The sequence below is a fragment of the Pseudomonas sp. NMI760_13 genome (assembly GCF_021283245.1).
GTDB classification, from domain to species: Bacteria; Pseudomonadota; Gammaproteobacteria; order Pseudomonadales; family Pseudomonadaceae; genus Aquipseudomonas; species Aquipseudomonas peradeniyensis.
The window spans coordinates 70,251-93,950 of record NZ_JAJSRC010000006.1; the positions used below are offsets into that span (position 1 = coordinate 70,251).

General features: G+C 64.1%; 22 protein-coding genes. 9 read left to right on the forward strand and 13 right to left on the reverse strand.

Features of this window, described 5'->3' with window-relative positions:
* Positions 1–108 precede the first annotated feature (108 nt).
* The 5 genes from pstB to LU671_RS08455 all read right to left on the reverse strand — a co-directional run bounded on the left by pstB (position 109) and on the right by LU671_RS08455 (position 7,728).
* Positions 109–942, reverse strand: coding sequence for a phosphate ABC transporter ATP-binding protein PstB (gene pstB / locus LU671_RS08435; protein WP_028689970.1), 834 nt, complete (start codon positions 940–942; stop codon positions 109–111).
* 72 nt (positions 943–1,014) lie between these two features.
* A complete protein-coding gene (gene pstA / locus LU671_RS08440) occupies positions 1,015–2,685 on the reverse strand; it encodes a phosphate ABC transporter permease PstA (protein ID WP_203649355.1) in 1,671 nt (556 codons plus the stop codon).
* A gap of 17 nt (positions 2,686–2,702) precedes the next feature.
* A complete protein-coding gene (locus tag LU671_RS08445) occupies positions 2,703–4,991 on the reverse strand; it encodes an ABC transporter permease subunit (protein ID WP_232855405.1) in 2,289 nt (762 codons plus the stop codon).
* A 143-nt stretch (positions 4,992–5,134) separates the two neighbouring features.
* Positions 5,135–6,133, reverse strand: coding sequence for a phosphate ABC transporter substrate-binding protein PstS (locus tag LU671_RS08450; RefSeq protein ID WP_232855406.1), 999 nt, complete (start codon positions 6,131–6,133; stop codon positions 5,135–5,137).
* Positions 6,134–6,438: 305 nt separating this feature from the next.
* On the reverse strand, positions 6,439–7,728 hold the full coding sequence (locus LU671_RS08455) for an MFS transporter (protein ID WP_232855407.1): 1,290 nt from the start codon (positions 7,726–7,728) through the stop codon (positions 6,439–6,441).
* Between the two features lie 362 nt (positions 7,729–8,090).
* On the opposite strand from LU671_RS08455, the gene LU671_RS08460 reads away from it, so the two are divergent.
* Together LU671_RS08460 and LU671_RS08465 are read left to right on the forward strand one after the other, a co-directional pair.
* Entirely contained in the window at positions 8,091–8,489 is a 399-nt protein-coding gene (locus tag LU671_RS08460) for an acyl-CoA thioesterase (RefSeq protein WP_003253317.1), read from the forward strand.
* A gap of 73 nt (positions 8,490–8,562) precedes the next feature.
* Positions 8,563–9,459 (forward strand): D-hexose-6-phosphate mutarotase, encoded by an 897-nt coding sequence (locus LU671_RS08465; protein WP_232855408.1) that lies wholly within the window; start codon positions 8,563–8,565, stop codon positions 9,457–9,459.
* A gap of 130 nt (positions 9,460–9,589) precedes the next feature.
* Here the strand turns inward: LU671_RS08465 and LU671_RS08470 are convergent, their stop codons facing one another.
* The 5 genes from LU671_RS08470 to LU671_RS08490 form a co-directional block, all read right to left on the reverse strand.
* Complete coding sequence (locus tag LU671_RS08470) at positions 9,590–10,123, reverse strand: DUF3299 domain-containing protein (protein ID WP_028689975.1); 534 nt, start codon at positions 10,121–10,123, stop codon at positions 9,590–9,592.
* Positions 10,124–10,173: 50 nt separating this feature from the next.
* Positions 10,174–10,419, reverse strand: coding sequence for a GlsB/YeaQ/YmgE family stress response membrane protein (locus LU671_RS08475; RefSeq protein WP_050707557.1), 246 nt, complete (start codon positions 10,417–10,419; stop codon positions 10,174–10,176).
* 96 nt (positions 10,420–10,515) lie between these two features.
* A complete protein-coding gene (locus tag LU671_RS08480; RefSeq protein ID WP_232855409.1) occupies positions 10,516–11,598 on the reverse strand; it encodes a 5-(carboxyamino)imidazole ribonucleotide synthase in 1,083 nt (360 codons plus the stop codon).
* Positions 11,599–11,608: 10 nt separating this feature from the next.
* Positions 11,609–12,100, reverse strand: coding sequence for a 5-(carboxyamino)imidazole ribonucleotide mutase (gene purE / locus LU671_RS08485; RefSeq protein WP_050707559.1), 492 nt, complete (start codon positions 12,098–12,100; stop codon positions 11,609–11,611).
* A gap of 171 nt (positions 12,101–12,271) precedes the next feature.
* A complete protein-coding gene (locus tag LU671_RS08490; protein ID WP_050707560.1) occupies positions 12,272–13,201 on the reverse strand; it encodes a LysR substrate-binding domain-containing protein in 930 nt (309 codons plus the stop codon).
* Positions 13,202–13,382: 181 nt separating this feature from the next.
* On the opposite strand from LU671_RS08490, the gene aspA reads away from it, so the two are divergent.
* The 4 genes from aspA to LU671_RS08510 all read left to right on the forward strand — a co-directional run bounded on the left by aspA (position 13,383) and on the right by LU671_RS08510 (position 18,432).
* On the forward strand, positions 13,383–14,807 hold the full coding sequence (gene aspA, locus LU671_RS08495; protein ID WP_110736208.1) for an aspartate ammonia-lyase: 1,425 nt from the start codon (positions 13,383–13,385) through the stop codon (positions 14,805–14,807).
* Positions 14,808–15,103: 296 nt separating this feature from the next.
* Positions 15,104–16,096 (forward strand): AraC family transcriptional regulator, encoded by a 993-nt coding sequence (locus tag LU671_RS08500; protein WP_232855410.1) that lies wholly within the window; start codon positions 15,104–15,106, stop codon positions 16,094–16,096.
* Positions 16,097–16,285: 189 nt separating this feature from the next.
* Positions 16,286–17,326 carry a histone deacetylase family protein gene (locus LU671_RS08505; RefSeq protein WP_232855411.1) on the forward strand — a complete coding sequence of 347 codons (1,041 nt, stop codon included), beginning with the start codon at positions 16,286–16,288 and terminating at the stop codon, positions 17,324–17,326.
* 2 nt (positions 17,327–17,328) lie between these two features.
* Positions 17,329–18,432: an extracellular solute-binding protein gene (locus LU671_RS08510; protein ID WP_203649344.1), complete on the forward strand. Its 1,104-nt coding sequence runs from the start codon at positions 17,329–17,331 to the stop codon at positions 18,430–18,432.
* Positions 18,433–18,505: 73 nt separating this feature from the next.
* Here LU671_RS08510 and pdxR read toward each other — a convergent pair whose 3' ends face one another.
* Positions 18,506–20,032 carry a MocR-like pyridoxine biosynthesis transcription factor PdxR gene (gene pdxR / locus LU671_RS08515; protein WP_232855412.1) on the reverse strand — a complete coding sequence of 509 codons (1,527 nt, stop codon included), beginning with the start codon at positions 20,030–20,032 and terminating at the stop codon, positions 18,506–18,508.
* Between the two features lie 90 nt (positions 20,033–20,122).
* Between pdxR and LU671_RS08520 the strand changes: the two genes are divergently transcribed.
* From LU671_RS08520 to LU671_RS08530, 3 genes are read left to right on the forward strand one after another with little or no spacing between them, the layout of a single operon-like run.
* On the forward strand, positions 20,123–20,752 hold the full coding sequence (locus tag LU671_RS08520) for an FMN-binding negative transcriptional regulator (RefSeq protein WP_232855413.1): 630 nt from the start codon (positions 20,123–20,125) through the stop codon (positions 20,750–20,752).
* A gap of 11 nt (positions 20,753–20,763) precedes the next feature.
* Positions 20,764–21,210, forward strand: coding sequence for a GNAT family N-acetyltransferase (locus LU671_RS08525; protein ID WP_232855414.1), 447 nt, complete (start codon positions 20,764–20,766; stop codon positions 21,208–21,210).
* 7 nt (positions 21,211–21,217) lie between these two features.
* Positions 21,218–21,889, forward strand: a complete 672-nt coding sequence (locus LU671_RS08530; RefSeq protein WP_232855415.1) for a GNAT family N-acetyltransferase — start codon at positions 21,218–21,220, stop codon at positions 21,887–21,889.
* A gap of 120 nt (positions 21,890–22,009) precedes the next feature.
* Here the strand turns inward: LU671_RS08530 and LU671_RS08535 are convergent, their stop codons facing one another.
* Positions 22,010–22,288, reverse strand: a complete 279-nt coding sequence (locus LU671_RS08535; protein ID WP_186712271.1) for a helix-turn-helix domain-containing protein — start codon at positions 22,286–22,288, stop codon at positions 22,010–22,012.
* The gene (locus LU671_RS08540; RefSeq protein WP_232855416.1) at positions 22,285–23,610 is read right to left on the reverse strand and encodes a type II toxin-antitoxin system HipA family toxin; all 1,326 of its coding nucleotides are present in this window, start codon (positions 23,608–23,610) and stop codon (positions 22,285–22,287) included. Before LU671_RS08540 ends, LU671_RS08535 begins: the two co-directional genes overlap by 4 nt.
* Between the last annotated feature and the right edge of the window lie 90 nt (positions 23,611–23,700).

A 23,700-nucleotide genomic window follows, 5' to 3' on the forward strand; every position in this document is an offset into this window, starting at 1 on the left:
TCGTGTCGTCCTGGCAATGAAAATCCAGCGTGGGAGCGGGCTTGACCCGCGATTTCCGGCGGCAGCACCGACGCAATCGCGGGGCAAGCCCGCTCCCACTGAGCCTACCTAGCCGTAACGGCCAGTAATGTAGTCTTCGGTCTGCTTCTTCGCCGGGTTGGTGAACAGGGTGTCGGTGTCACCGAATTCGACCAGTTTGCCCATGTACATGAACGCGGTGTAGTCCGAAACGCGGGCCGCCTGCTGCATGTTGTGGGTGACGATGACGATGGTGTACTTGGATTTCAGTTCGTAGATCAGCTCTTCGACCTTCAGCGTCGAGATCGGGTCCAGCGCCGAACACGGTTCGTCGAGCAGCAGCACTTCCGGCTCCACGGCGATGGTACGGGCGATCACCAGACGCTGCTGCTGGCCACCGGACAGGCCCAGGGCCGAGTCGTGCAGGCGGTCCTTGACCTCATCCCACAGCGCCGCGCCCTTCAGCGCCCACTCGACGGCTTCGTCGAGCACGCGCTTCTTGTTGATGCCCTGGATGCGCAGGCCGTAGACCACGTTCTCGTAGATGGTCTTGGGGAACGGGTTGGGCTTCTGGAACACCATGCCCACGCGGCGGCGCAGCTCGGCCACGTCCTCGCCCTTGCGGTAGATGTTGCTGCCGTACAGGTTGATGGCGCCTTCCACGCGGCAGCCATCGACCAGGTCGTTCATGCGGTTGAAGGTCCGCAGCAGGGTCGACTTGCCGCAGCCGGACGGGCCGATGAAGGCAGTCACGCGCTGCTTGGGGATGTTCATGCTGACGTCGAACAGCGCTTGCTTGTCGCCGTAGAACAGGGACAGCCCGGGTACTTCGATGGCCACGGTCTCTTCGGCCAGGCGCAGGCTCTGCTTGTCGCGGCCCAGGGCCGACATGTCGATGCCGTGGGCGTGGGATTCATGCTGCATGGTCAACTCCATACGCTATCAATTCGTTTCAAAGGGCCGCCCGGCGTTCGGGCGGCACGCTTGCAATCAGGATCAGTGGTCGAGGGCCTTGTACTTCTCGCGCAGGTGGTTACGGATCCACACCGCCGAGAGGTTGAGGGTGGCGATCACCAGCACCAGCAACAGCGCCGTGGCGTACACCAGCGGCCGCGCGGCCTCGACGTTGGGGCTCTGGAAGCCGACGTCGTAGATGTGGAAGCCCAGGTGCATGATCTTCTGGTCCAGGTGCAGGTACGGGTAGTTGCCATCCACCGGCAGCGACGGCGCCAGCTTCACCACACCCACCAGCATCAGCGGCGCCACTTCGCCGGCGGCACGGGCCACGGCGAGGATCATGCCGGTCATCATGGCCGGGCTGGCCATCGGCAGGACGATCTTCCACAGGGTCTCGGCCTTGGTCGCGCCCAGGGCCAGCGAGCCCTCGCGCACCGTGCGCGGAATCCGCGCCAGGCCTTCCTCGGTGGCCACGATCACCACTGGCACCGCCAGCAGCGCCAGGGTCAGCGAGGCCCACAGCAGGCCGGGGGTGCCGAGGGTCGGCGCCGGCAGCGACTCGGGGAAGAACAATCGGTCGATCGAGCCGCCCAGCACGTAGACGAAGAAGCCCAGGCCGAACACGCCGTAGACGATCGCCGGAACACCGGCCAGGTTGTTCACCGCGATGCGGATCAAGCGGGTCACCGGGCCCTGCTTGGCGTACTCGCGCAGGTAGACCGCCGCCAATACGCCGAACGGGGTGACGATCACGGCCATGATCAGGGTCATCATCACGGTGCCGAAGATGGCCGGGAAGATACCGCCTTCGGTGTTGGCCTCACGCGGGTCGTCGCTGAGGAACTCCCAGACCTTGGCAAAGTAGGCGCCCATCTTGGTCATGCCCGACATGGCGTTCGGCTGGATGGCGTGGACCACCTTGCTCAGGTTGATCTCCACCTCGCGGCCGTTGCCGTCGCGGGCCACCAGGCTGTCGCGGGCGAAGGCCTGGTGCAGGCCGGTCAGGCGCTCTTCGATGGCCTTGTAGCGGTTGTTCAGCTCGGCGCGCTCGGCGTCCATGTCGGCCTGGGCGGCAGCGTCCAGCTTGCCGTCCAGTTCCAGCTTGCGGCTGTGCAGGCGCAGGCGCTCGAGGCCATGGTTGATGGCACCGATATCCTTCTTCTCCAGCTTCACCAACTGGTCGTTGAACTCGCTGGCGCGCTTGAGGCGGGCCTGCAGCTCGTTCCAGGCCTCGGGGCCCTGGGCGACCACGCGGCCCTCTTCCTTGACGCTGACCAGGTAGCCGTAGAAGTTGCCCCACTCACGACGCTCCAGGGCGATCAGGTCGACCGGCTTTTGCTGGTCCACCAGCCACTCGCCAACGACCCAGGTGAAGTCGCTGCCGTTGAGGTCGCGGTTACCGACCTTGATCAGCTCGCGGGTCATGAACTCCGGGCCCTGCTCGGGCACCGGCAGGCCGGCACCCTTGAGGCGTTCACGCGGTACTTCTTCCTTCTGCACCACTTCACCGACGACCACGTGGTCGGCCTGGCCCGGCACCTTGTAGGTGGCCTGGACCAAGTCGGCCGGCCAGAAGTGGCCCAGGCCGCGCACGGCGATCACGGCCAGCAGGCCGACGGTCATGATGACCGCCATGGCGACCGCGCCACCACTGATCCAGACGCCGGGGGCGCCGCTCTTGAACCAGCCTTTGAGGGAATCCTTTTTCACGGATCTCTACCTTTCTATCAAAGCGACGAGTATTTCTTGCGCAGGCGCTGGCGAATCAGCTCGGCCAGGGTGTTCATCACGAAGGTGAACATCAGCAGCACGAGGGCGGCGAGGAACAGCACACGATAGTGGCTGCCGCCGACTTCCGATTCGGGCATTTCCACGGCCACGTTGGCGGCCAGGGTGCGCATGCCCTCGAACAGGTTCATCTCCATCACCGGGGTGTTGCCGGTGGCCATCAGCACGATCATGGTCTCGCCCACCGCACGGCCCATGCCGATCATCAGCGCCGAGAAGATACCCGGGCTCGCGGTGAGGATGACCACGCGGGTCAGGGTCTGCCACGGCGTGGCGCCCAGGGCCAGCGAACCCAGGGTCAGGCTGCGCGGCACGCTGAACACGGCGTCTTCGGCGATGGAATAGATGTTCGGGATGACCGCGAAGCCCATGGCGATACCGACCACCAGGGCGTTGCGCTGGTCGTAGGTTATGCCAAGATCGTTGCTGATCCACAGGCGCATGTCGCCCTTGAAGAACCAGCTCTCGAGGAGCGGGCTCATGTACAGGGCGAACCAACCGATCACCAGGATCACCGGGATCAGGATCGCCGCTTCCCAGCCATCCGGGATACGCAGGCGGATCGACTCCGGCAGGCGGCTCCAGCTGAAGCCGGCGAGCAGGATGCCGATCGGCATGATCACGAACAGGCTGAACACGCCCGGCAGGTGGCCTTCGAGGTACGGCGCGAGGAACAGGCCGGCGAAGAAGCCGAGGATCACCGTCGGCATCGCTTCCATCAGCTCGATCACCGGCTTGACCTTGCGGCGCATGCCCGGGGCCATGAAGTAGGCGGTGTAGATGGCGGCGGCGATGGCCAGCGGCGCAGCCAGGATCATCGCGTAGAACGCGGCCTTGAGCGTACCGAAGGTCAGCGGCGACAGGCTCAGCTTGGGTTCGAAGTCGGTGTTCGAGGCGGTCGACTGCCAGACGTATTTAGGCTCGTCGTAGTTCTCGTACCAGACCTTGCCCCACAGCGCGCTGAAGGAGATCTCCGGGTGCGGGTTGCGCAGGCTCAGCGGCAGCAGCTTGCCGCCTTCCTCGATGATGATGCGGTTGGCGCGTGGCGACAGGGCCAGCACGCCCGCGCCTTCGGCGACCGACTCGACCAGCAGGGTGCGGTGCGCGGTGCTGTGGAACACGCCCAGCTTGCCTTCGCTGTCCAGGGCGATGAAGCCCTTGCGGCGCTCTTCGGCGTCGATCTGCACCACCGGGGCCTTGCCCAGCTGGAAGCTGCGGATCAGCTTGAAGCGCGACTCGCCATCCGGATCGCGAGCCATGAACCACTGGCTCAGGCCACCCTTGGAGTCACCGAAGATCAGCGAGATGCCGCCGACCAGCTGGGCGGTCGCGGTGATCTCGGCGTTGCCGTCTTCCAGCAGCTTGTAGCGGCCATTGAGGCTCTTGTCGCGCAGGCTGAACACATCGGCGGTGGCGCGGCCGTTGACCACGTACAGCCACTGCTGGCGCGGGTCGATGAAGATGTTCTTCACCACCTCGGTCATCTGCGGCAGCTCGATGCGGTTCTGCTCGATGGTGACCTCGTCGGTCATCATGTTCTCGGTGCGCGACAGTTCGAGCACCTGCAGGTGCGCGCCGGTGGAACCGGCCAGCAACAGGGTGTCGCCATTGACGTTGACGCTCACGTGTTCCAGCGCGCGGCCCTGGTCATCCAGGGTGAACAGGTCCTGACCATAGGGGTAGTCGATACCCGGCTCGATGGTCTTCTTGTTGTCCGGATAGGTGATCTTGTAGGTGTGATGGAACACCAGCGCCTGGCCGTTGGACAGGCCCAGCACCACCAGCGGGCTGCCGGGCTGGTCGGTACTGATCGAGCTGACCTGGGCGCCGGCGGGCAGTGGCAGGTCGACGCGCTTCAGTTCATTGCCGGTCTTGGTATCGAAGAACAGCGCCTGGCCCTTGTCGGACACGCGCATGCCCACGAGGTTCTGCTCCTCGAGGGCGATCATCAGGGGTTTGCCGGCGTCCTGTTGCAGCCAGGTCGGCTCCAGGGCTTTCTTGCTGGTCAACTCGGCACCCTGGAACAGCGGCAGCACCACGTAGGCCAGGTAGAAGAAGATCAGCGTGATCGCAGCCAGCACGGCAAGGCCGCCCACCAGGACGTACCAGCGGGTCAGACGGTCCTTGAGGGCGCGCATGCGGCGCTTGCGTTGCAACTCGGGCGTATTGAAATCAATGCGCACGGGAGGAGAATTTTGGGTCATTGTGGAGTTGGCCAGATCATTCATGCGCACACCCTAGCGGTCCCGTATGACAAAAACATGACAGTGCAGTGACGCAAAAAAGCCCGCCGCTCAGGAGCCCTGGCTTCGGACTAAGGAATTCGTGGAGGAGGCCGGGCATAGTTGGCACCGGCCTCATCCTCAGTTACTTACTTCTTTGCAACGTTACCCGCGTGGGACAGGCCCAGGTCGGCCAGGGTCTTGTCGACCACTTTGGCTGGCAGCGGGATGTAGCCGTCCTTCACGACAACTTGCTGGCCGGCCTGCGACAGCACCAGCTTGACGAACTCGGCTTCCAGCGGGGCCAGAGGCTTGTTCGGGGCCTTGTTGACGTAGACGTAGAGGAAGCGCGACAGCGGGTAGGTGCCGTTCAGGGCGTTGGCTTCGTTGTCTTCAACGAAGGCGCCGCCTTCTTTCTTGGCCAGGGCCACGGTCTTGACGCTGGCGGTCTTGTAGCCGATGCCCGAGTAGCCGATGCCGTTCAGCGAGGAGCTGATCGACTGCACGACCGAGGCCGAGCCAGGCTGTTCGTTGACGTTAGGCTTGAAGTCGCCTTTGCACAGGGCTTCTTCCTTGAAGTAGCCGTAGGTACCCGATACCGAGTTGCGGCCGAACAGCTGCACTGGCTTGTTGGCCAGGTCGCCGGTCACGCCCAGGTCGCCCCAGGTCTTGACGTCAGCCTTGGCGCCGCACAGGCGGGTGGAGGAGAAGATGGCGTCAACCTGAGCCATGGTCAGGCCCTTGATCGGGTTGTCCTTGTGCACGAACACGGCCAGGGCGTCGACGGCGACCGGGATGGCGGTCGGCTTGTAGCCGTACTTCTGCTCGAAGGCCTGCAGCTCGACGTCCTTCATCTTGCGGCTCATCGGGCCCAGGTTGGCGGTGCCTTCGGTCAGCGCGGGTGGCGCGGTCGAGGAGCCGGCGGCCTGGATCTGGATGTTTACGTTCGGATATTCCTTCTTGTAGGCCTCGGCCCACAGGGTCATCAGGTTCGCGAGGGTGTCGGAACCGACGCTGGAGAGGTTGCCCGATACACCGGTGGTCTTGGTGTAGGTCGGGATTGCAGGATCGACAGCGGCGACCGCATTGGCGGCAGCGACGCCAGCGGCGGCAAAGGTCAGGGCCGCCATCAAACGCTTCAGTTTCATGCCTTGCTCCTAGCAGGAATATCGTGGGTTGTGAGATGGAACGGGCCCAAGTATCTGCAGGCCGCATGAACACTCTATGACTCGAATGTGACAATTGGATGAAAGGCCATCACCGGTTATCCGGGATGGCCTTTCAAGATGTTTCTGGAGGGGGTCGGAGCACGCCCCTGTAGGAGCGGCCTTGCGCCGCGAAAGGGCTGCAAAGCAGCCCCCGACGTTCTTGCAGGAGGCCGAGATCCTGGGGCCGCTGCGCGCCCCTTTCGCGGCACGAGGCCGCTCCTACAGGTCCGCGATTTTTGTTCGGCTCAGCGCTTGTTGACGAGCAGATAGGTACCAACCAGCAGACCAACGGCACACAGGCACGCCACATAATAGGCCGGTGCCATAGGGCTGAACTTGAGCAGCGCGGTCACCACCATCGGCGTCAGCCCGCCAAAGATCGCGTAGGCCAGGTTGTAGGAGAACGACAGGCCACTGAAGCGCACCACTGGCGGGAAGGCCTTGACCATCACGTAGGGCACGGCGCCGACGATACCCACGCACAGGCCAGTCAGGGCGTACAGCGGGAACAGCAGGTCCGGTCGAGTCGGCAGGCTGTGGTAGAAGGCCCAGGACGACGCCAGCAGCGCCAGGCTGCCGACGATGAACACGCGCCCGGCGCCGAAACGGTCGGCAAGGCTGCCAGCCCCGATGCAGCCCAGGCTGAGCAGCACGATGGCCAGGCTGTTGGCCTTGAGCGAATCGGTGGGGCTGACGTGATAGATGCTCTGCAGCAAGGCCGGGGTCATCAGGATGATCACCACGATGCCTGCCGACAGCAGCCAGGTGAGCAGCATCGACAGGATGATCGCGCCGCGGTGGTCGCGCAGCACCGCGCGCAGCGGCAGTTCCTCGGCCAGCGCCTTGCGCGCCTGCATCTCGGCGAACACCGGGGTTTCATGCAGCCAGCGGCGCAGGTAGACCGCGAAGAAGCCGAACACCCCACCGAGCAGGAACGGGATACGCCAGGCAAAGTCCGCCACTTCGTACGGGGTATAGATCGTGTTGATCAGCGTCGCCACCAGCGAGCCAAGCAGGATGCCCGAGGTCAGGCCCGCGGTCAGGGTGCCGCAGGCATAGCCGGTGTTGCGCGCCGGCACGTGCTCGGAGACGAACACCCAGGCCCCCGGCACCTCGCCGCCGATGGCCGCGCCCTGGATCACCCGCATCAACAACAGCAGAATCGGTGCCCACAGGCCGATCTGCTCATAGGTGGGCAGCAGGCCCATCACCAGGGTCGGCACGGCCATCAGGAAGATGCTCAGGGTGAACATCTTCTTGCGTCCGAGCAGGTCGCCGAAGTGGGCCATGACGATGCCGCCCAGGGGGCGGGCCAGGTAGCCGGCGGCGAAGATGCCGAAAGTCTGCATCAGGCGCAGCCATTCGGGCATGTCGGCCGGGAAGAACAGTTTGCCGACCACCGTGGCGAAGAACACGAAGATGATGAAGTCGTAGAACTCCAGGGCCCCGCCGAGGGCGGACAGCGAGAGGGTCTTGTAGTCACTGCGGGACAACGGCCGGGACGGCTGCTCGATACTGCTCTGCACGGAGGTCATCGCTGTTCTTTCTCTTGTAGGTCTGCGGACCGCTTGGCATGCGGCTTCTGGATTGGCTAGGCAGCGAAGATAGCAAATTGCCGAGCCGCGCTCATAGCGGTACAAAATCCGTACAGATATTCATGAATGTGCGGTCGTCGCTGGCTGTGCAGGTATATATACTGCCCGCTCGTAGGAAAAGGTTGCTTCCATTGTGGGAAGTTGTGCGAAAACGTCGGTCATTGTTGTCAGACTGTTTCGCAGAGTTTCCCTTTGGCCGCCTCGCGAAGCGAAATCAGCGTAGTATGCGTGTTGCTGAATCGTTTTTACGGCGTCCTTCATTGCGCCACCAACGAAGCTTCACGGGTCAGAGGCCCCACGGCATGATTGAGCTCGAACAAGAAGATCCTATCCCGCAGGGCGACCTGGCCTTGCAGATCACCGCGCTGCCACGCGAGACCAATGGTTTCGGCGATATCTTCGGCGGCTGGCTGGTCGCCCAGATGGACCTGGCCGGCACCGCCATGGCCAGCCGCGTCGCCGGTGGCCGAGTGGCCACGGTGGCCATCGACCGCATGGCCTTCCTGGTGCCGGTGGCGGTGGGCGCGCAGCTGTCCTTCTATACCCAGACCCTGGAGATCGGCCGCAGCTCGATCCAGATGATGGTCGAAGTGTGGAGCGACGACCCGCTGTCCAGCGAATGGCGCAAGGTCACCGAAGCCGTGTTCGTGTTCGTCGCCATCGACGGCAGCGGTCGCACCCGCTCGGTGCCTCGTCGCTGAGCCGAGCGAGCGGTAAACTCATTGCACGTCACCGGGTCCAACGGCCTGACAGACAATCAATGAGATGAGCGCAATGGCTAACTTCACGGTCGAGACCGAGCTTCACGGCGAACTCAATTGCTGGCGCATCACCAGCGAGCATGCCGAACTATTGATCGCCCAGCAGGGCGCGCAGGTCCTCAGCTACCAGCGGATCGGCGAACCGCCGCTGCTGTGGCTGAGCGACCAGGCCATCTTGCGCAAGGGCAAGTCGGTGCGCGCCGGCGCACCGGTGTGCTGGCCATGGTTCGGCATCTTCGAGCGCAACCCGGATTCGGTCAAAGCCATGTTCAAGGGCGAGCAGCCACCGACCCACGGCCTGGTGCGCGGGCGCGACTGGCAGTTGCTGGGGGCCGAGGAGCGCGGCGAAAGCCTGCACATCGAATTCGAACTGCCCGAAGCCCAGGGCAACCTCCCGGGCTGGGTCCACAAGGTCCAGCTCAAGCTGCTGGTGGAACTGGGTGACCAGCTGAAGCTGACCCTGACCAGCCACAACCTCGGCAATACCGATGTCACCCTGAGCCAGGCCCTGCACAGCTACTTCGCGGTAAGCGACGTGCGCCAGGTACAGGTGCAAGGTGTGGACGGGTTGGCCTATATCGAAACCCTGGCCAACTGGGAGCAACGCCAACAGCAGGGCAACCTGGGCTTCGCGGGCGAGACCGATCGCATCTACCTGAACGCCCCTGAGCGCCTGGCCATCGTCGACCCACACTGGAACCGCCGCATCACCCTGCAGGCCGGCGGCTCACGCACCGCAGTGATCTGGAACCCCTGGACCGAGCGCGCCCGCGACCTGCCGGACATGGCCGACGATGGCTGGCAGCGCATGCTGTGCATCGAGACGGCGAATGTGATGGACGACGTGGTGGTGCTCAAGCCGGGGGCGAGCCATGCGATGAGCGTGGCGATCGGTAGCGAAGTGCTCTGATCCGTAATTTTCAGAGTCAGTGCCGCCCCTTTCGCGGGTAAACCCGCTCCCACAGGCCCTCCACTGTTCTCAAGGTCAGTGAAATACCTGTGGGAGCGGGTTTACCCGCGAAGAGGCCGGCACAGGTAAATCAGAGGTCGGCATCCTCCACCACCCTAACCTGCCCCGCCTCCAATGCATACGCCGCATCCGCCAGGTCATTGCTGACCGTCTCCACCTTCAGCGTGCCGGTCACCCACAACGGCGTGTAGATGTCGTCGATCTTCAAACCTTTCGGATAACGCACCAGCACCAGCTGGTTCGGCGGCGGCGGCGGTACGTGGATGCAAGCGCCCGGGTACGGCACCAGGAAGAACAGCGTGCTGTTGCCCTTGGCATCGCTCTCCAGCGGCACCGGATACCCGCCCAGGCGGATCTGCTTGCCGTTCATCGCTGCCACGGTCTTGGTCGAGTACATCACCGCAGGCAAGCCCTTGCTCTGCTTCAGGCCACCCTTGGCAGTAAAGGTCCCCTGGGCTTCCGGGGAGTCGTGGTCGATCTCGGGCATCTGCTCGAGGGCTTTCTGGTCCGACTTGGGCATCAGCTCAAGCCAGTCGGTCTCGGGCAGTTCGGCATGGGCCAGGGCGCTGGCCAACAGCAGGGGGACGAGGAATAACGCACGCATGGGAATGCTCGACAACTCGGGATTGAATTGCCGGGCATTCTAGCCTGTGTTCAGTTCTTCTTGATGAAGCCGTAGATCACCAGAAGGATGATGGCGCCGACCAGGGCCCCGAAGAAGCCTGCGGCCTGTCCGGCCTGGTAGATGCCCAGGGCTTGCCCGCCATAGGTGGCGGCCAGGGAGCCGGCGATGCCGAGGAGGATGGTCATGATCCAGCCCATGCTGTCGTCACCCGGTTTCAGGAAACGCGCCAGCAGGCCGACGATCAGGCCGATGAAGATGGTTCCAATGATGCCCATGGCAATCCCTCTGTGATGAACATGAAACATGCCAAAGCCTAGTCAGCGCTTTGGCATGTTGCCATCTCAGAGCGGCATTGCCGGGCAGAAGTTCGATCAGCCGGCGATCAACGCCTCTACTTCGGCGATCTTGGCCTTTAGGGTGGCCATGTCGGCGCAGCGCAGGGTGGCATGGCCGACCTTGCGTCCGACCTTGAACGCCTTGCCGTAGTGGTGCAGGTGGCAATCGTCGATGGCCACGACCTTGTCCACCGGCGGCACTTCGCCGATGAAGTTGAGCATGGCGCTCTCGCCGACCTTGGCGGTCGAACCCAGCGGCAGGCCGGCGACGGCGCGCAGGTGGTTCTCGAACTGGCTGCACTCGCTGCCTTCGATGGTCCAGTGCCCGGAGTTGTGCACGCGCGGGGCGATCTCGTTGGCCTTCAGGCCGCCGTCGACTTCGAAGAACTCGAAGGCCATGACGCCGACATAGTCCAGCTTCTGCAGCACGCGACCGACGTAGTCTTCGGCCAGGGCCTGCAGCGGGTGCGCGTCGCTGGCCACCGACAGTTTCAGGATGCCGCTGTCGTGGGTGTTGTGCACCAGCGGATAGAAGCGGGTTTCGCCATCGCGGGCACGCACGGCCACCAGCGACACTTCGCCGGTGAACGGCACGAAACCTTCCAGCAGGCAGGGCACGCTACCCAGCTCGGCGAAGGTATCGACCACGTCCTCAGGCTTGCGCAGGACCTTCTGGCCCTTGCCGTCATACCCCAGGGTGCGGGTCTTGAGCACGGCCGGCAGGCCGATGCTGGCGACGGCCGCATCCAGGTCTTCCTGCGAGAGGATGTCGGCGAAAGCCGGGGTCGGAATCCCCAGGTCGCGGAACATGCTCTTCTCGAACAGACGATCACGGGCGATGCGCAGGGCCTCGGCACTCGGGTAGACCGGCACAAACTGCGAGAGAAAGGCGACGGTTTCCGCCGGCACGCTCTCGAACTCGAAGGTTACCAGGTCGACTTCGTCGGCCAGCTGGCGCAGGTGGTCCTGGTCGCCGTAGTCGGCGCGCAGGTGCTCGCCCAGCGGGGCGGCGCAGGCGTCCGGGGCCGGGTCGAGGAAGGCGAAGTTCATGCCCAGCGGGGTGCCCGCCAGGGCCAGCATGCGGCCCAGTTGGCCGCCACCGATTACACCGATCTTCATAGCGTCAACCTCAAGCCTGGCGCGGGTCTGGATTGTCCAGCACGGTGTCGGTCTGCTCGGTGCGGAACTGCTTGAGCGCCGCGTGGAACTGCGGGTACTTGGCGCCCAGGATGCTCGCCGACAGCAGCGCGGCGTTGATCGCGCCGGCCTTGCCGATGGCCAGGGTGGCTACCGGCACGCCGGCCGGCATCTGCACGATCGACAGCAGCGAATCGACACCCGACAGCATCGACGACTGCACCGGCACGCCCAGCACCGGCAGGTGGGTCTTGGCGGCGCACATGCCTGGCAGGTGGGCGGCGCCGCCGGCACCGGCGATGATCACCTCGATGCCGCGGCCTTCGGCCTCCTCGGCGTACTGGAACAGCAGGTCCGGGGTACGGTGGGCGGAAACCACCTTCACCTCGTAGGGGATGCCGAGTTTTTCCAGCATATCGGCGGTGTGGCTAAGGGTGGACCAATCGGACTTGGAGCCCATGATCACGCCAACCAGTGCACTCATCGTCGAGCCTCTTCGCTTGTGCGCCCGCAGGCGCGTCAAAAAACAACAAGCCACGCGGGACGACCGGCGTGGCTTGTTTGCTGATCATGACCGGATCTATCCGGTCGAGGGGCCGCGCAGTATAGCGTAACGCGAGGCGATCACGGCACCCCCGGCGACCAACTGTCGCCCTTATTTTTCGGGGGTTTGGCTGACTTTCGGGTCAACTGAGCCGCCCTCCAGCTTGCGCCACAGCAACCGCACGTTGGCCTTGCGCACCAGCGCGCAGCGATACAGGCGGATTTCCAGCGGCACATGCCACTGGCTGCCGCCACAGATCACCAGTTCGCCGCGCTCCAGCTCACCACGCATCGACAGCCTCGGCACCCAGGCGATGCCCATGCCTTCGAGGGCCATGCTCTTGAGACTGTCGGCCATCGCGGTTTCATAGACAGTGGTATAGCGCAGGTTGCGCTGGCGCAGCAGCAGATTGACCGAACGGCCGAGAAAGGCGCCGGCGCTATAGGCCAGCAGCGGCACGCTACCCTCGCCCTCCAGGTCGAACAGCGGCTTGCCGTCCGGGCCCACCGCGCACACCGGAAGCATTTCGGTGGTGCCCATGTGCAATGAGGGGAATATCTCGGCGTCCATCTGCAGGGCGGCGTCCGGGTCATAGAAAGCCAGCATCAGGTCGCAGCCACCTTCGCGCAATGCATGAACGGCATCACCGACGTTGGTGGCCACCAGGCGCGTGGCGATGTTCAAGCCATCGTTGCGCAACTGCGCCACCCAGCGCGGGAAAAAGCCCGACGCCAGGGAGTGCGCCGCCGACACCTGGATCACCTCGCCCTGCCCGCCTTCGAGGTGATGCAAATGGCGGAGAACTTCGCTCAACTGGTCGACAACGGTACGCGCAGTGACGAGAAACAGCTGACCGGCTTCGGTCAGTTCGATGGGTGTGCGGGAACGATTCACTAAGGTCAGCCCCAGCGCCGCCTCCAGGCTGCGTATACGTCGGCTGAAGGCCGGCTGGGTGACAAAACGGCGCTCGGCCGCCTGGGAAAAACTGCGGGTGGAGGCCAAGGCACTGAAGTCTTCCAGCCATTTGCTTTCGAGGTTCATCGACTACTCCGCAACGCGTGCACCAAAATGGAACACGCTCGATTGTCAATCGGCGTCACATCAAACCGTATGCCGTTTGTGCATAGGTTAGCGTGCAACAGCATTGGCCGCAAAATCCGGGCAGCCCTAGCATTGGCGCCATTCCGGCAGGTGCCGGGTCAAAATCGAGATGATATCCATCATGTCCTCCGCTGCATCGTTCCGCGTCGAAAAAGATCTGCTTGGTACCCTTGAAGTCCCTGCCGATGCCTACTACGGCATCCAGACTCTGCGCGCTGCCAACAACTTCCACCTCTCCGGCGTTCCGCTGTCGCACTACCCGAAACTGGTAGTCGGCCTGGCGATGGTCAAGCAGGCTGCTGCTGACGCCAACCGTGAGCTGGGGCACCTGAGCGATGCCAAGCACGCTGCCATCACTGCAGCCTGCGCCCGACTGATCAAGGGTGACTTCCACGATCAGTTCGTCGTGGACATGATCCAGGGCGGTGCTGGCACCTCCACCAACATGAACGCCAACGAAGTCATCGCCAACGTCGCGCTGGAGCACATGGGCCACCAGAAAGGTGAGTACCAGTACCTGCACCCGAACAACGACGTGAACATGGCGCAGTCGACCAACGACGCCTACCCGACCGCGATCCGTCTGGGCTTGCTGCTGGGTCACGACGCCCTGCTGGCCAGCCTCGACAGCCTGATCCAGGCCTTCGCCGCCAAGGGTAAAGAGTTCGACCACGTACTGAAGATGGGCCGCACCCAGCTGCAGGACGCCGTGCCGATGACCCTGGGCCAGGAATTCCGCGCCTTCGCCACCACCATGACCGAAGACCTGCAGCGCCTGCGCTCGCTGGCTCCGGAACTGCTGACCGAAATCAACCTGGGCGGCACCGCCATCGGTACCGGCATCAACGCCGACCCGGGCTACCAGATGCTGGCCGTTCAGCGCCTGGCGATCATCAGCGGCCAGCCGCTGGTCCCGGCTGCCGACCTGATCGAAGCCACCTCCGACATGGGCGCCTTCGTGCTGTTCTCCGGCATGCTCAAGCGCACCGCAGTCAAGCTGTCGAAGATCTGCAACGATCTGCGCCTGCTGTCCAGCGGCCCACGCACCGGCATCAACGAGATCAACCTGCCGGCGCGCCAGCCAGGCAGCTCGATCATGCCAGGCAAGGTCAACCCGGTGATCCCGGAAGCCGTCAACCAGGTGGCCTTCGCCATCATGGGCAACGACCTGGCGCTGACCGTCGCCGCCGAAGGTGGCCAGCTGCAGCTGAACGTGATGGAACCGCTGATCGCCTACAAGATCTTCGACTCGATCCGCCTGCTGCAACGCGCCATGGACATGCTGCGCGAGCACTGCATCGTCGGCATCACCGCCAACGAACAGCGCTGCCGTGAACTGGTCGAGCACTCGATCGGCCTGGTCACCGCCCTGAACCCGTACATCGGCTACGAAAACGCCACCCGTATCGCCCGCGTCGCCCTGGAAACCGGCCGCGGTGTACTGGAACTGGTGCGCGAAGAGAAGCTGCTGGACGAAGAGATGCTCAACGACATCCTGCGTCCGGAAAACATGATCGCTCCCCGTCTGGTTCCGCTGAAGGCGTAACCCAGACCGCTGCAAACAGTCTCACCAGGTCGAGGGACTAGACACCTCTCAACCTTTCAAGGGCCCGAGCGCACGCTCCGGGCCCTTTTTTTGTACCTGCACTTCAAGCCATGCGCGCCCCCTGTAGGAGCGGCCTTGTGCCGCGAAAGGGCCGCAAAGCGGCCCCGCCGATCTTTGCGTCAATGCTGAAATCCCGGGGCTGCCATGCAGCCCTTTCGCGGCACAAGGCCGCTCCTACAGTCTCGGGCGGCACACAACTTGCTCCATTATCCGCTCAGCCCAATGGGACGCCGAGCATGCTGCACAGCCACCTCACCACCCTCAACGCGGTTTCGCTGATCCTCCAGGTGTTCCAGGAGGCCGGCGTCGACTCGCGGCAGCTGCTCGCCGGCAGCGGCATAGGCCCGGCGGACCTGGGCCACGCCGATGCGCGCATCACCACCCAGCAGGAGCTGCAGGTGTGCGCCAACGCCGTGGCCAGACGCGAGGACATCGGCCTGGAACTGGGCCGACGGATGCATGTTTCGTGCTACGGGATGCTGGGTTACGCCCTGCTCTCCAGTGCCACTTTGGGTGACGCCCTGCGCCTGGCGCTGAGTTACCCGGCACTGCTGGGAACAGTCTTCCAGCTGCGCCTGGTGGACGACGGCCAGCGGGTCTGGCTCTGCGCCAGCGATCATTACGACGCCCCCGGCCTTGCCGCCTTCAACGCCGAGTTCTGCCTGGTGTCGCTGAAAGTGATCTGCGATGACCTGCTCGGCCGCCCGCTGCCGCTGCTGGCGGCGCGCTTCGAACACTCGCGCCCCGGCTACCACACGCTCTACGACGGTGCATTCCAGTGCCCGCTCGGCTTCGAGGCCGGCGATAACGCCTTCGCCTTCGAGCGCCGCTGGCTGGACATGCCGCTGCCGCTGGCCGACCCGATCACCCACAAGGCCATGGGCGAACGCTGCCGGCGCCTGAACCTGGAGTTCACCGGACGCCAGGCCTGGCTCGGGCGCATTCGCCAGTTGCTGGTCCAACAGCTGGATGCCGCTCCCGGGCTGGAGGGGCTGGCACGGCAGATGAACTGCTCGTCGCGCACCTTGCGCCGGCACCTGCAGGCGCTGGGCAGCAGTTATCAACAGCTGCTCGACGAGTTGCGCTTCGAACGGGCCAAGCAACTGCTGGCCGAAGACCAGATGCCGATCTATCGCATTGCCGAATCGCTGGGGTTCAGCGAGACGGCGAGTTTCAGGCATGCCTTCCAGCGTTGGAGCGGCGTGGCGCCCAGTCATTTCCGCGGTTGATCTGAGCCGACCCTATCGCGGGGCAAGCCCGCTCCCACGGAAGATCTGGCGTGGGAGCGGGCTTGCCCCGCGATGAGGCCAGCACATGCCTTGGCCACATCGATCCCCTTTTGGCCATCCGCACCGTTCTCTCCTCACTGGCCCACCCAGCAGAATGGCCTCACGCCAGTCATAAACGGAGAACAACAAATGCTGACGGTCTATTCCGATGACCACCGCCTGCACCATGGCCGCTGCGAGCTGATCGACGGCCAGCTGATGCCCTGCTTTGAAATGCCCTCCCGCGCCGACCACGTCCTGGAGCAGGTGCAAAGGCGCAACCTCGGCCCTGTGCAAGGCCCCACCGATTTCGGCCGCGCTCCGCTGCAACGCATCCACAGCACCGACTACCTGAACTTCTTCGAAGGCGCCTGGGCCCGCTGGGCCGCACTGGGCCACGACGGCGACCTGCTGCCCTTCACCTGGCCGGCGCGCACCCTGCGCCAGGTCAAGCCCACCGGCCTGCACGGCGAACTCGGCTACTACAGCTTCGATGCCGGCGCGCCGATCACCGCCGGTACCTGGCAGGCCGCCTACAGCGCAGCGCAAGTGGCCCTGACCGCCCAGGCCGCGATCCAGCAAGGCGCCTACGCGGCCTTCGCCCTGTGCCGCCCGCCGGGACACCACGCCGCCGCCGAGGTGATGGGTGGCTACTGCTACCTGAACAACGCCGCCATCGCCGCCCAGGCCTTTCTCGACCAGGGCCGGCGCAAGGTGGCCATCCTCGATGTCGACTACCACCACGGCAACGGCACCCAGGACATCTTCTACACCCGCAACGATGTGTTCTTCGCCTCAATCCACGGCGACCCGCAGGACGAGTTCCCGTTCTTCCTGGGCTATGCCGACGAGGTCGGCGAAGGCGCGGGTGAAGGCTGCAACATCAATTACCCACTGCCCGCCGGCAGTGACTGGGCGGCCTGGAGCGCGGCACTGGAAGCCGCCTGCCAGCGCATCGCCACCTACGATGCGGATGTACTAGTGATCTCGCTCGGCGTCGACACCTTCAAGGACGACCCGATCTCCCAGTTCAAGCTCGACAGCCCGGACTACCTGGAGATGGGCAAGCGCATCGCCCTGCTGGGCAAGCCGACCTTGTTCGTGATGGAGGGCGGCTACGCTGTGGAGGAAATCGGCATCAACGCGGTCAATGTGCTGGAAGGCTTCCAGCGCGCCCAGCCAGGAGCCTGAACATGGTCCGACTCAAGCGTCTGCTCGCCCCGCTCATCACCGCCGGCCTGCTCGCCGGCGCGCTCCAGGCCCACGCCGACCAGCGCACCCTGCGGGTCTACAACTGGTTCGACTACATCACCCCGCAGACCCTCACCGACTTCCAGAAGGACAGCGGGGTGAAACTGGTCTACGACATCTTCGACACCAACGAGGCGCTGGAGGCCAAACTGCTGACCGGCAACTCCGGCTACGACGTGGTGGTGCCGTCCAATGTGTTCCTCGCCAAGCAGATCGAGGCCGGCGTGTTCCAGCCGCTCGATCGCACCAAGCTGCCCAACTGGCAACATCTGGACCCGGCGCTGATGAAGCTGATCGAGGCCAACGATCCCGGCAACAAGTTCGCCGTGCCCTACATGTACGGCACCGTGCTGATCGGCTTCAACCCGGACAAGGTCAAGGCCGTGCTCGGCGACAACGCTCCGGTGGACAGCTGGGACCTGATCTTCAAGCCGGAGAACATCGCCAAGCTCAAGCAATGCGGCGTGGCACTGCTCGACTCGCCGTCGGAGATCCTGCCGCTGGCCCTGTCGTACCTGGGCCTGGACCCCAACAGCGGCAAGCCGGCCGACTACCAGAAGGCCCAGGACCTGCTGCTGAAGATTCGCCCGCATGTCACCTACTTCCACTCCTCCAAGTACATGGCCGACATTGCCAACGGCGACATCTGCGTGGCGGTGGGCTATTCGGGCAGCTTCTCCCAGGCCGCCAACCGCGCCCACGAGGCGAAGAACGGCGTAGTGGTGGACATGCGCCTGCCCAGGGAAGGCGCACCGATCTGGTTCGACATGCTGGCAATCCCGAAGAATGCCGCCAACCCGGAGGATGCCCATGCCTTCATCAACTACCTGCTGCGGCCTGAGGTGATCGCGCCGATCAGCGATTTCGTCGGCTACCCGAACCCGAACAAGGATGCGACCGACAAGGTCAGCCCGGCGATCCGCAACAACCCGAACCTGTACCCGACGGCGGAGGCGATGGCCAAGCTGTATACCCTCAAGCCGTTGCCGCGGGATGCCGAACGGGCACGGACGCGGGCCTGGACCAAGATCAAGTCCGGTACCTGAACACCATCGCGGGGCAAGCCCGCTCCCACGCCGATTGTGTTGGCTGCGTGGGAGCGGGCTTGCCCCGCGATGGCTAGCGCCAGGTCTTGCGCAGGCGCATCAAAGCCTGCGCAATCTCCCCCTCCGGCACCGCGGCAAACCCCAGCACCAGCCCCGCCCTTTTATCCACAGGCTCCTCGCTGTCCTCCAGCCAGTAGCTGCTCAGCGGATTGACCTCCACCCCCACCGCTTCCGCCCGAGCCACCAGGTCCTGTTCCTGCGCGAAGTTATCCACATCCACCTTCACATGAAGCCCCGCCGCCACCACCGGCATGGCCCCCAGCCCCGGCACATCCTGTGGCCAGCCAGCCTGGAGCACATTGCGCCGCGCCAGCGCAGCCCGGCGCATGCGGCGGACATGCCGCTGGAAATGCCCCTGGGCCATGAACTGCGCCATCACGCACTGGGTACCAACCTCCGAATGGCGCACCGCCAGCGCCCGGCATTGACTGAACGCCTGCACCAGACGCCCAGGGAGCACCAGGTATCCCAGGCGCAGGGCCGGCAGGGCGATCTTGCCAAAGGTCCCCACGTACAGCACGCGCCCTTGGCGGTCCAGCGCGGCCAGTGGCGCCAGCGGCGCACCGCTGTAACGGTACTCGCCGTCGTAGTCGTCCTCGAGGATCCAGCCATCCTGGCGCTCGGCCCAGGCCAGCAACGACAGGCGACGAGCCAGGCTCATGGTGATACCCGTGGGGTACTGGTGGGCAGGCGTCACGTAGGCCAGCCGGCACTCGGGCATCTCGGCCAGTCTCGCGCAGTCCATGCCCTCGGCATCCACCGGCACACCCCTGAGCGTCGCCCCAGCCATCGCGAACGCATGCCCGGCAGCCCGGTACCCCGGGTTTTCCACAGCCACGCCATCGCCAGGCTGCAACAGCAGCTGTGCACAAAGGCTGATGGCCTCCTGCGCGCCACTGGTGATCACAATTTGTTCAGCCGCGCAGTAAAGCCCCCGCGAGCGTCGCAGGTAGGTGGCAATCAACTCGCGCAGCTGCCACTCACCCGCCGGGTCGCCATAACCCAGCATCGCCGGGTCGGGATTTCGCCAGAAACCCGCTTGCAGCTTGGCCCACACCTCGAACGGGAACAGGTCGAACGCCGGCACACCCACGCGAAAAGCCCTGGGTGCCCCGCCCCTGGGCAGCGGCAAATGATGATTTTTCAGACGTTGCAGGGGCTCGCTGATGACAGCCTGACTGGATAAATCCTCAGTATCCGCAGTGCGAAATGTGGATAAGTCTGTTGATAAACCCAGGGATAACCCTGTTGATAATTGTGTGGATAGTTTCGGTAGCTGGCTCACATAGGTGCCATCGCCGACCCGGCTCTCGATGAAGCCTTCGGCATACAGCTGGTCGTAGGCCCGCACCACGCTGTTTCGCGACAGCGTCAGCATCGCCGCCAGGTCGCGGGTGGCCGGCAACCGCGTGCCGCTGCCCAAACGCCCATCCAAAACCCTGGCGCGCAAGGCATGGTAGAGCTGCTGGCTCAGCCCGCGGCGGCGGTCCAGGACGATACCCGTGGGGTCGAAAGGCAGAGGATGGCAACGTTCGATCATGGCATTGGACCTATGAAAACAGCCGTGAATGGCTCTTACCCAGAGCCAATAGCCTGCCTAGCATGGAGCCATTCAACAAGGACATCCAGCATGTACAACAACAAGCCCCACCAGGAACACGACCTCGACCGCCTGCACCGGCACATGCTGCAAACCCGCCTGGCGCTGCTGGTCAGCCAGGGTGAACAGGGCCTGCTGGCCACCCACCTGCCGGTACTGGTCGAGACCGGCGAAGGCGAGTTCGGCACGGTCTACGCCCACCTCGCTCGGGCCAACCGCCAGTGGCAGGACCTGGAGCAAGGGGGCGAGGCGCTGCTGGTGTTTCCCGGTGCCGATGCCTACGTCAGCCCGAGCTACTACCCGAGCAAGGCGGACAACCCCAAGGTGGTGCCGACCTGGAACTACCTGGCTGTGCACGCCTACGGCCCGGTCGAAGTTATCCACAACGCCCAGTCGTTGCTGGGCATCGTCACCCGCCTCACCGAACGCCATGAACAACACCGCAACGAACCCTGGAAAGTGTCTGACGCCCCCAGCGACTACCTCGACGGCATGCTCCGCGCCATCGTCGGCATCCGCCTGCCCATCAGCCGCCTGCAAGGTGCGCGCAAGCTGAGCCAGAACCGCTCGGCGCAGGACATTGCCGGCGTGTGCGAAGGCCTCGGCGCCAGCAATGACCACTTGGACAACCAACTCGCCGCGCACATGCGCGATCTCTGAAGGAAAAGCCCATGAGCCACGTTACCCTGCGCCCGGTCGGCGCCCACGATCACGCCGCCTGGCGCTCCCTGTGGCAGGCCTACCTGCGCTTCTACCAGACCGAACTGGCCGACGAGATCTACGTCAGCTCCTGGCAACGCCTGCTCGACCCCAACGAGCCCACCCATTCGACCCTGGCCTGGGTCGACGGCAAGGCAGTGGGCCTGGTCAACTTCATCTACCATCGCACCAACTGGAGCATCCAGAATTCCTGCTACCTGCAGGACCTCTACGTGGACAGCGAGCAACGCGGTCTGGGTATTGGCCGCCAGTTGATCGAGCATGTCTACGCGACGGCCAAGGCCGCCGACTGCACGAAGGTGCACTGGCTGACCCATGAGACCAACGCCACCGCCATCAGCCTGTACGAACAGGTCGCCGAGCGGCCAGGCTTCATTCAATTTCGCAAAGCACTGTAGGCCGAACATGAACGACGCATTGAACTGGAAGCCCGCCGGCACACCCAAGGCCGACCCTATGGAAGGCCGTTTCATCCGCCTGGAAAAGCTCGATCCGGCCCGCCATGGCGACGACCTCTGGGAAGTACTGCAAGGTCCGGGTTCGGACCCGGTGCTGTGGGACTACCTGCCCTACGGCCCATTTGCCGAGCGCGCCGGCTTCGACCACTGGCTGCAAGGCAACGCCGCCAGCCGCGATCCGCTGTTCTACAGCGTGATCGACCGCGCCAGCGGCCAGGTTCAAGGCATCCTGAGCTACATGTCGATCGTCCCGGAACAGGGCCGCTTCGAGATCGGCCACATCGCCTTCGGCGCCGCCATGCAACGCACGCCGAAAGGCACCGAGGCGGTGTACCTGCTGGGCAAGCTGGGCTTCGAGCTGGGCAACCGCCGTCTGGAATGGAAGTGCAACGACGCCAATGCCCGCTCCAAACGCGCGGCGGAGCGCTTCGGCTTCGTCTTCGAAGGTGTGTTCCGTCAGCACATGGTGGTCAAGGACCGCAACCGGGATACGGCGTGGTATTCGATTACCGACGGCGAATGGCCGGCGGTGGCGGCGGGGTTCGAGCGATGGTTGAGTGTGGATAACCAGCAACCTGAAGGTCAGGCGAGGACGCTGGAGGCCTGTCGCCAGGGCTGACCTTATCGCGGGGCAAGCCCGCTCCCACGCTGGAACTCTGTTACCTGCGCGACAGCGTAGCCTGAAGGGCTGGGCGATCTCCCACGGTAATGCGTGGGAGCAGACTTGCCCCCAAGGTCCTCATCTGATCTGACGATGACGCCTGACGACGCCCATCTGCAGCCCGAACGGCTTGAAGACCGCATTCAGCGATTTGAGCGTGGGGTTGCCCTCCCCCTGTTCGATCTGGATCAACGTGCGAACCGAAACCTTGCACATCCGCGCAAACTGGGTCTGCTGCATCTTCGCCACTTCCGTACGCAAGCGCCTGACCGCTGCGCCCAGCTCCAGGCTGCCGTCGGCGATTCCCTCACGCACACCGTCAATCAACAACCCGCGGGCATCGATGGATACCGTCATGCCAACCCCCACTCGGCCATCCGCCGCTCAAGCTTGCCCAGCGCAATCGCCGGGTGATTCATGACTCGGCTTGCCAACCCCAGTCCGCTCAGGATATCGGGCAATGCCAGCAACTGGCGGGCATCCTCGCGCAAACGCTGGTACGCCTGCTCCGGGTCAATGACCGAGGCCAGGGCGTCGCACACCGCCATCCAGTCGATTTCACCAGCCCGCTCGATCGGCACTGGCCATTTGGTTGTCCGGGTTACCCCCTCCTGATCCATCACCATCGGCGCAAGGTCATAGATTGGCGCCAGGCGCACCGTATCGCGGGTGCGGATGATGGCGGTATTGCGTCCATGGTTGTCGGAGTTGCCCAGGATCTTGTTGATCAGGTCGCGGCGCAGGTAGTCCGCAATCAGCCCAGGCACCTGATCCGACTGCCCAGCCTCATGCCATAGGGCGACAAGGGTATCGATCACTTCCAGGTGACCCATACGGCTGCCGGGCTCGGTCACGCCGCACAACGAGTAGACCGACTCCACCGCAAGGCGCTGCACCCCCCCTGCGGACACCTTACGATCGAAGCGCGCCATCCAGAGGCTGGGCTTGCGGCCCTCCTCCAACGCCATATGTTCACTGGCGACCGTATCAATACCTAAACGCTGCAAGGCTTTGTAGTAGAGGTGCTCGGCTCGCAGAATCTCCTGGTCATCGACCAGTGCCTGGTTTCTGGCAAATTTGATGAACCAGTGACGGCGAGCGTGTTCGTCGGCAAGCACGGCATCCGGGTACAACTGCCCGCTTTCGTCCTCGGTCATCAACAGCTTCGGCGCTTCTCCGCCAGCACCGGTCGCACCGCCAATGGCCGCTCCCTGCTCATAGGCGTACTCGAGAAAGCGCTGATCCCGGGAAACGACATCCTCGCGGGTAAAACCGATGGGGCTTGCCAGATCCAGTTGCTCGAAGGACTCCTTGATGCGCAGGTTGCCGATCGGCGCAGGGGTGGAGCGCCCAAGCAGAAACAGGTCCTCTCCCATGCCGGCCGGCTTCTCGCGGCCAATATGCTTGAGCAGGAAACGCTTGGCGGCACCAGCAGGCGCGATGTCGTAAAGGAATGCAGGGGCGTGGGGCAGGCGATGGTTGCCAAAATCCACCGGCAGCATTGCACTCGCCGCCCGGCAGAACAGGCTGTCATAGCCATCCGGATTCGCCCTGACGTAATCGGACAGATAGCCAAACTCGCAAGGGCTGGCGAGGCTGTGCTCCGGCTGTGCGAAGGCCATCGCCAGAGCGTCCTGCCACTTGCCGTCGTCATGGAGCTGGAGCGTAAGTCTGTGCATGGGCCGCCTGTGATTGACTGCATGTGAAGGGGTCAACCATTCCTTCGATATGCAGCATAGTGCAGATTTTTACAAAGGTTCAACAAATAA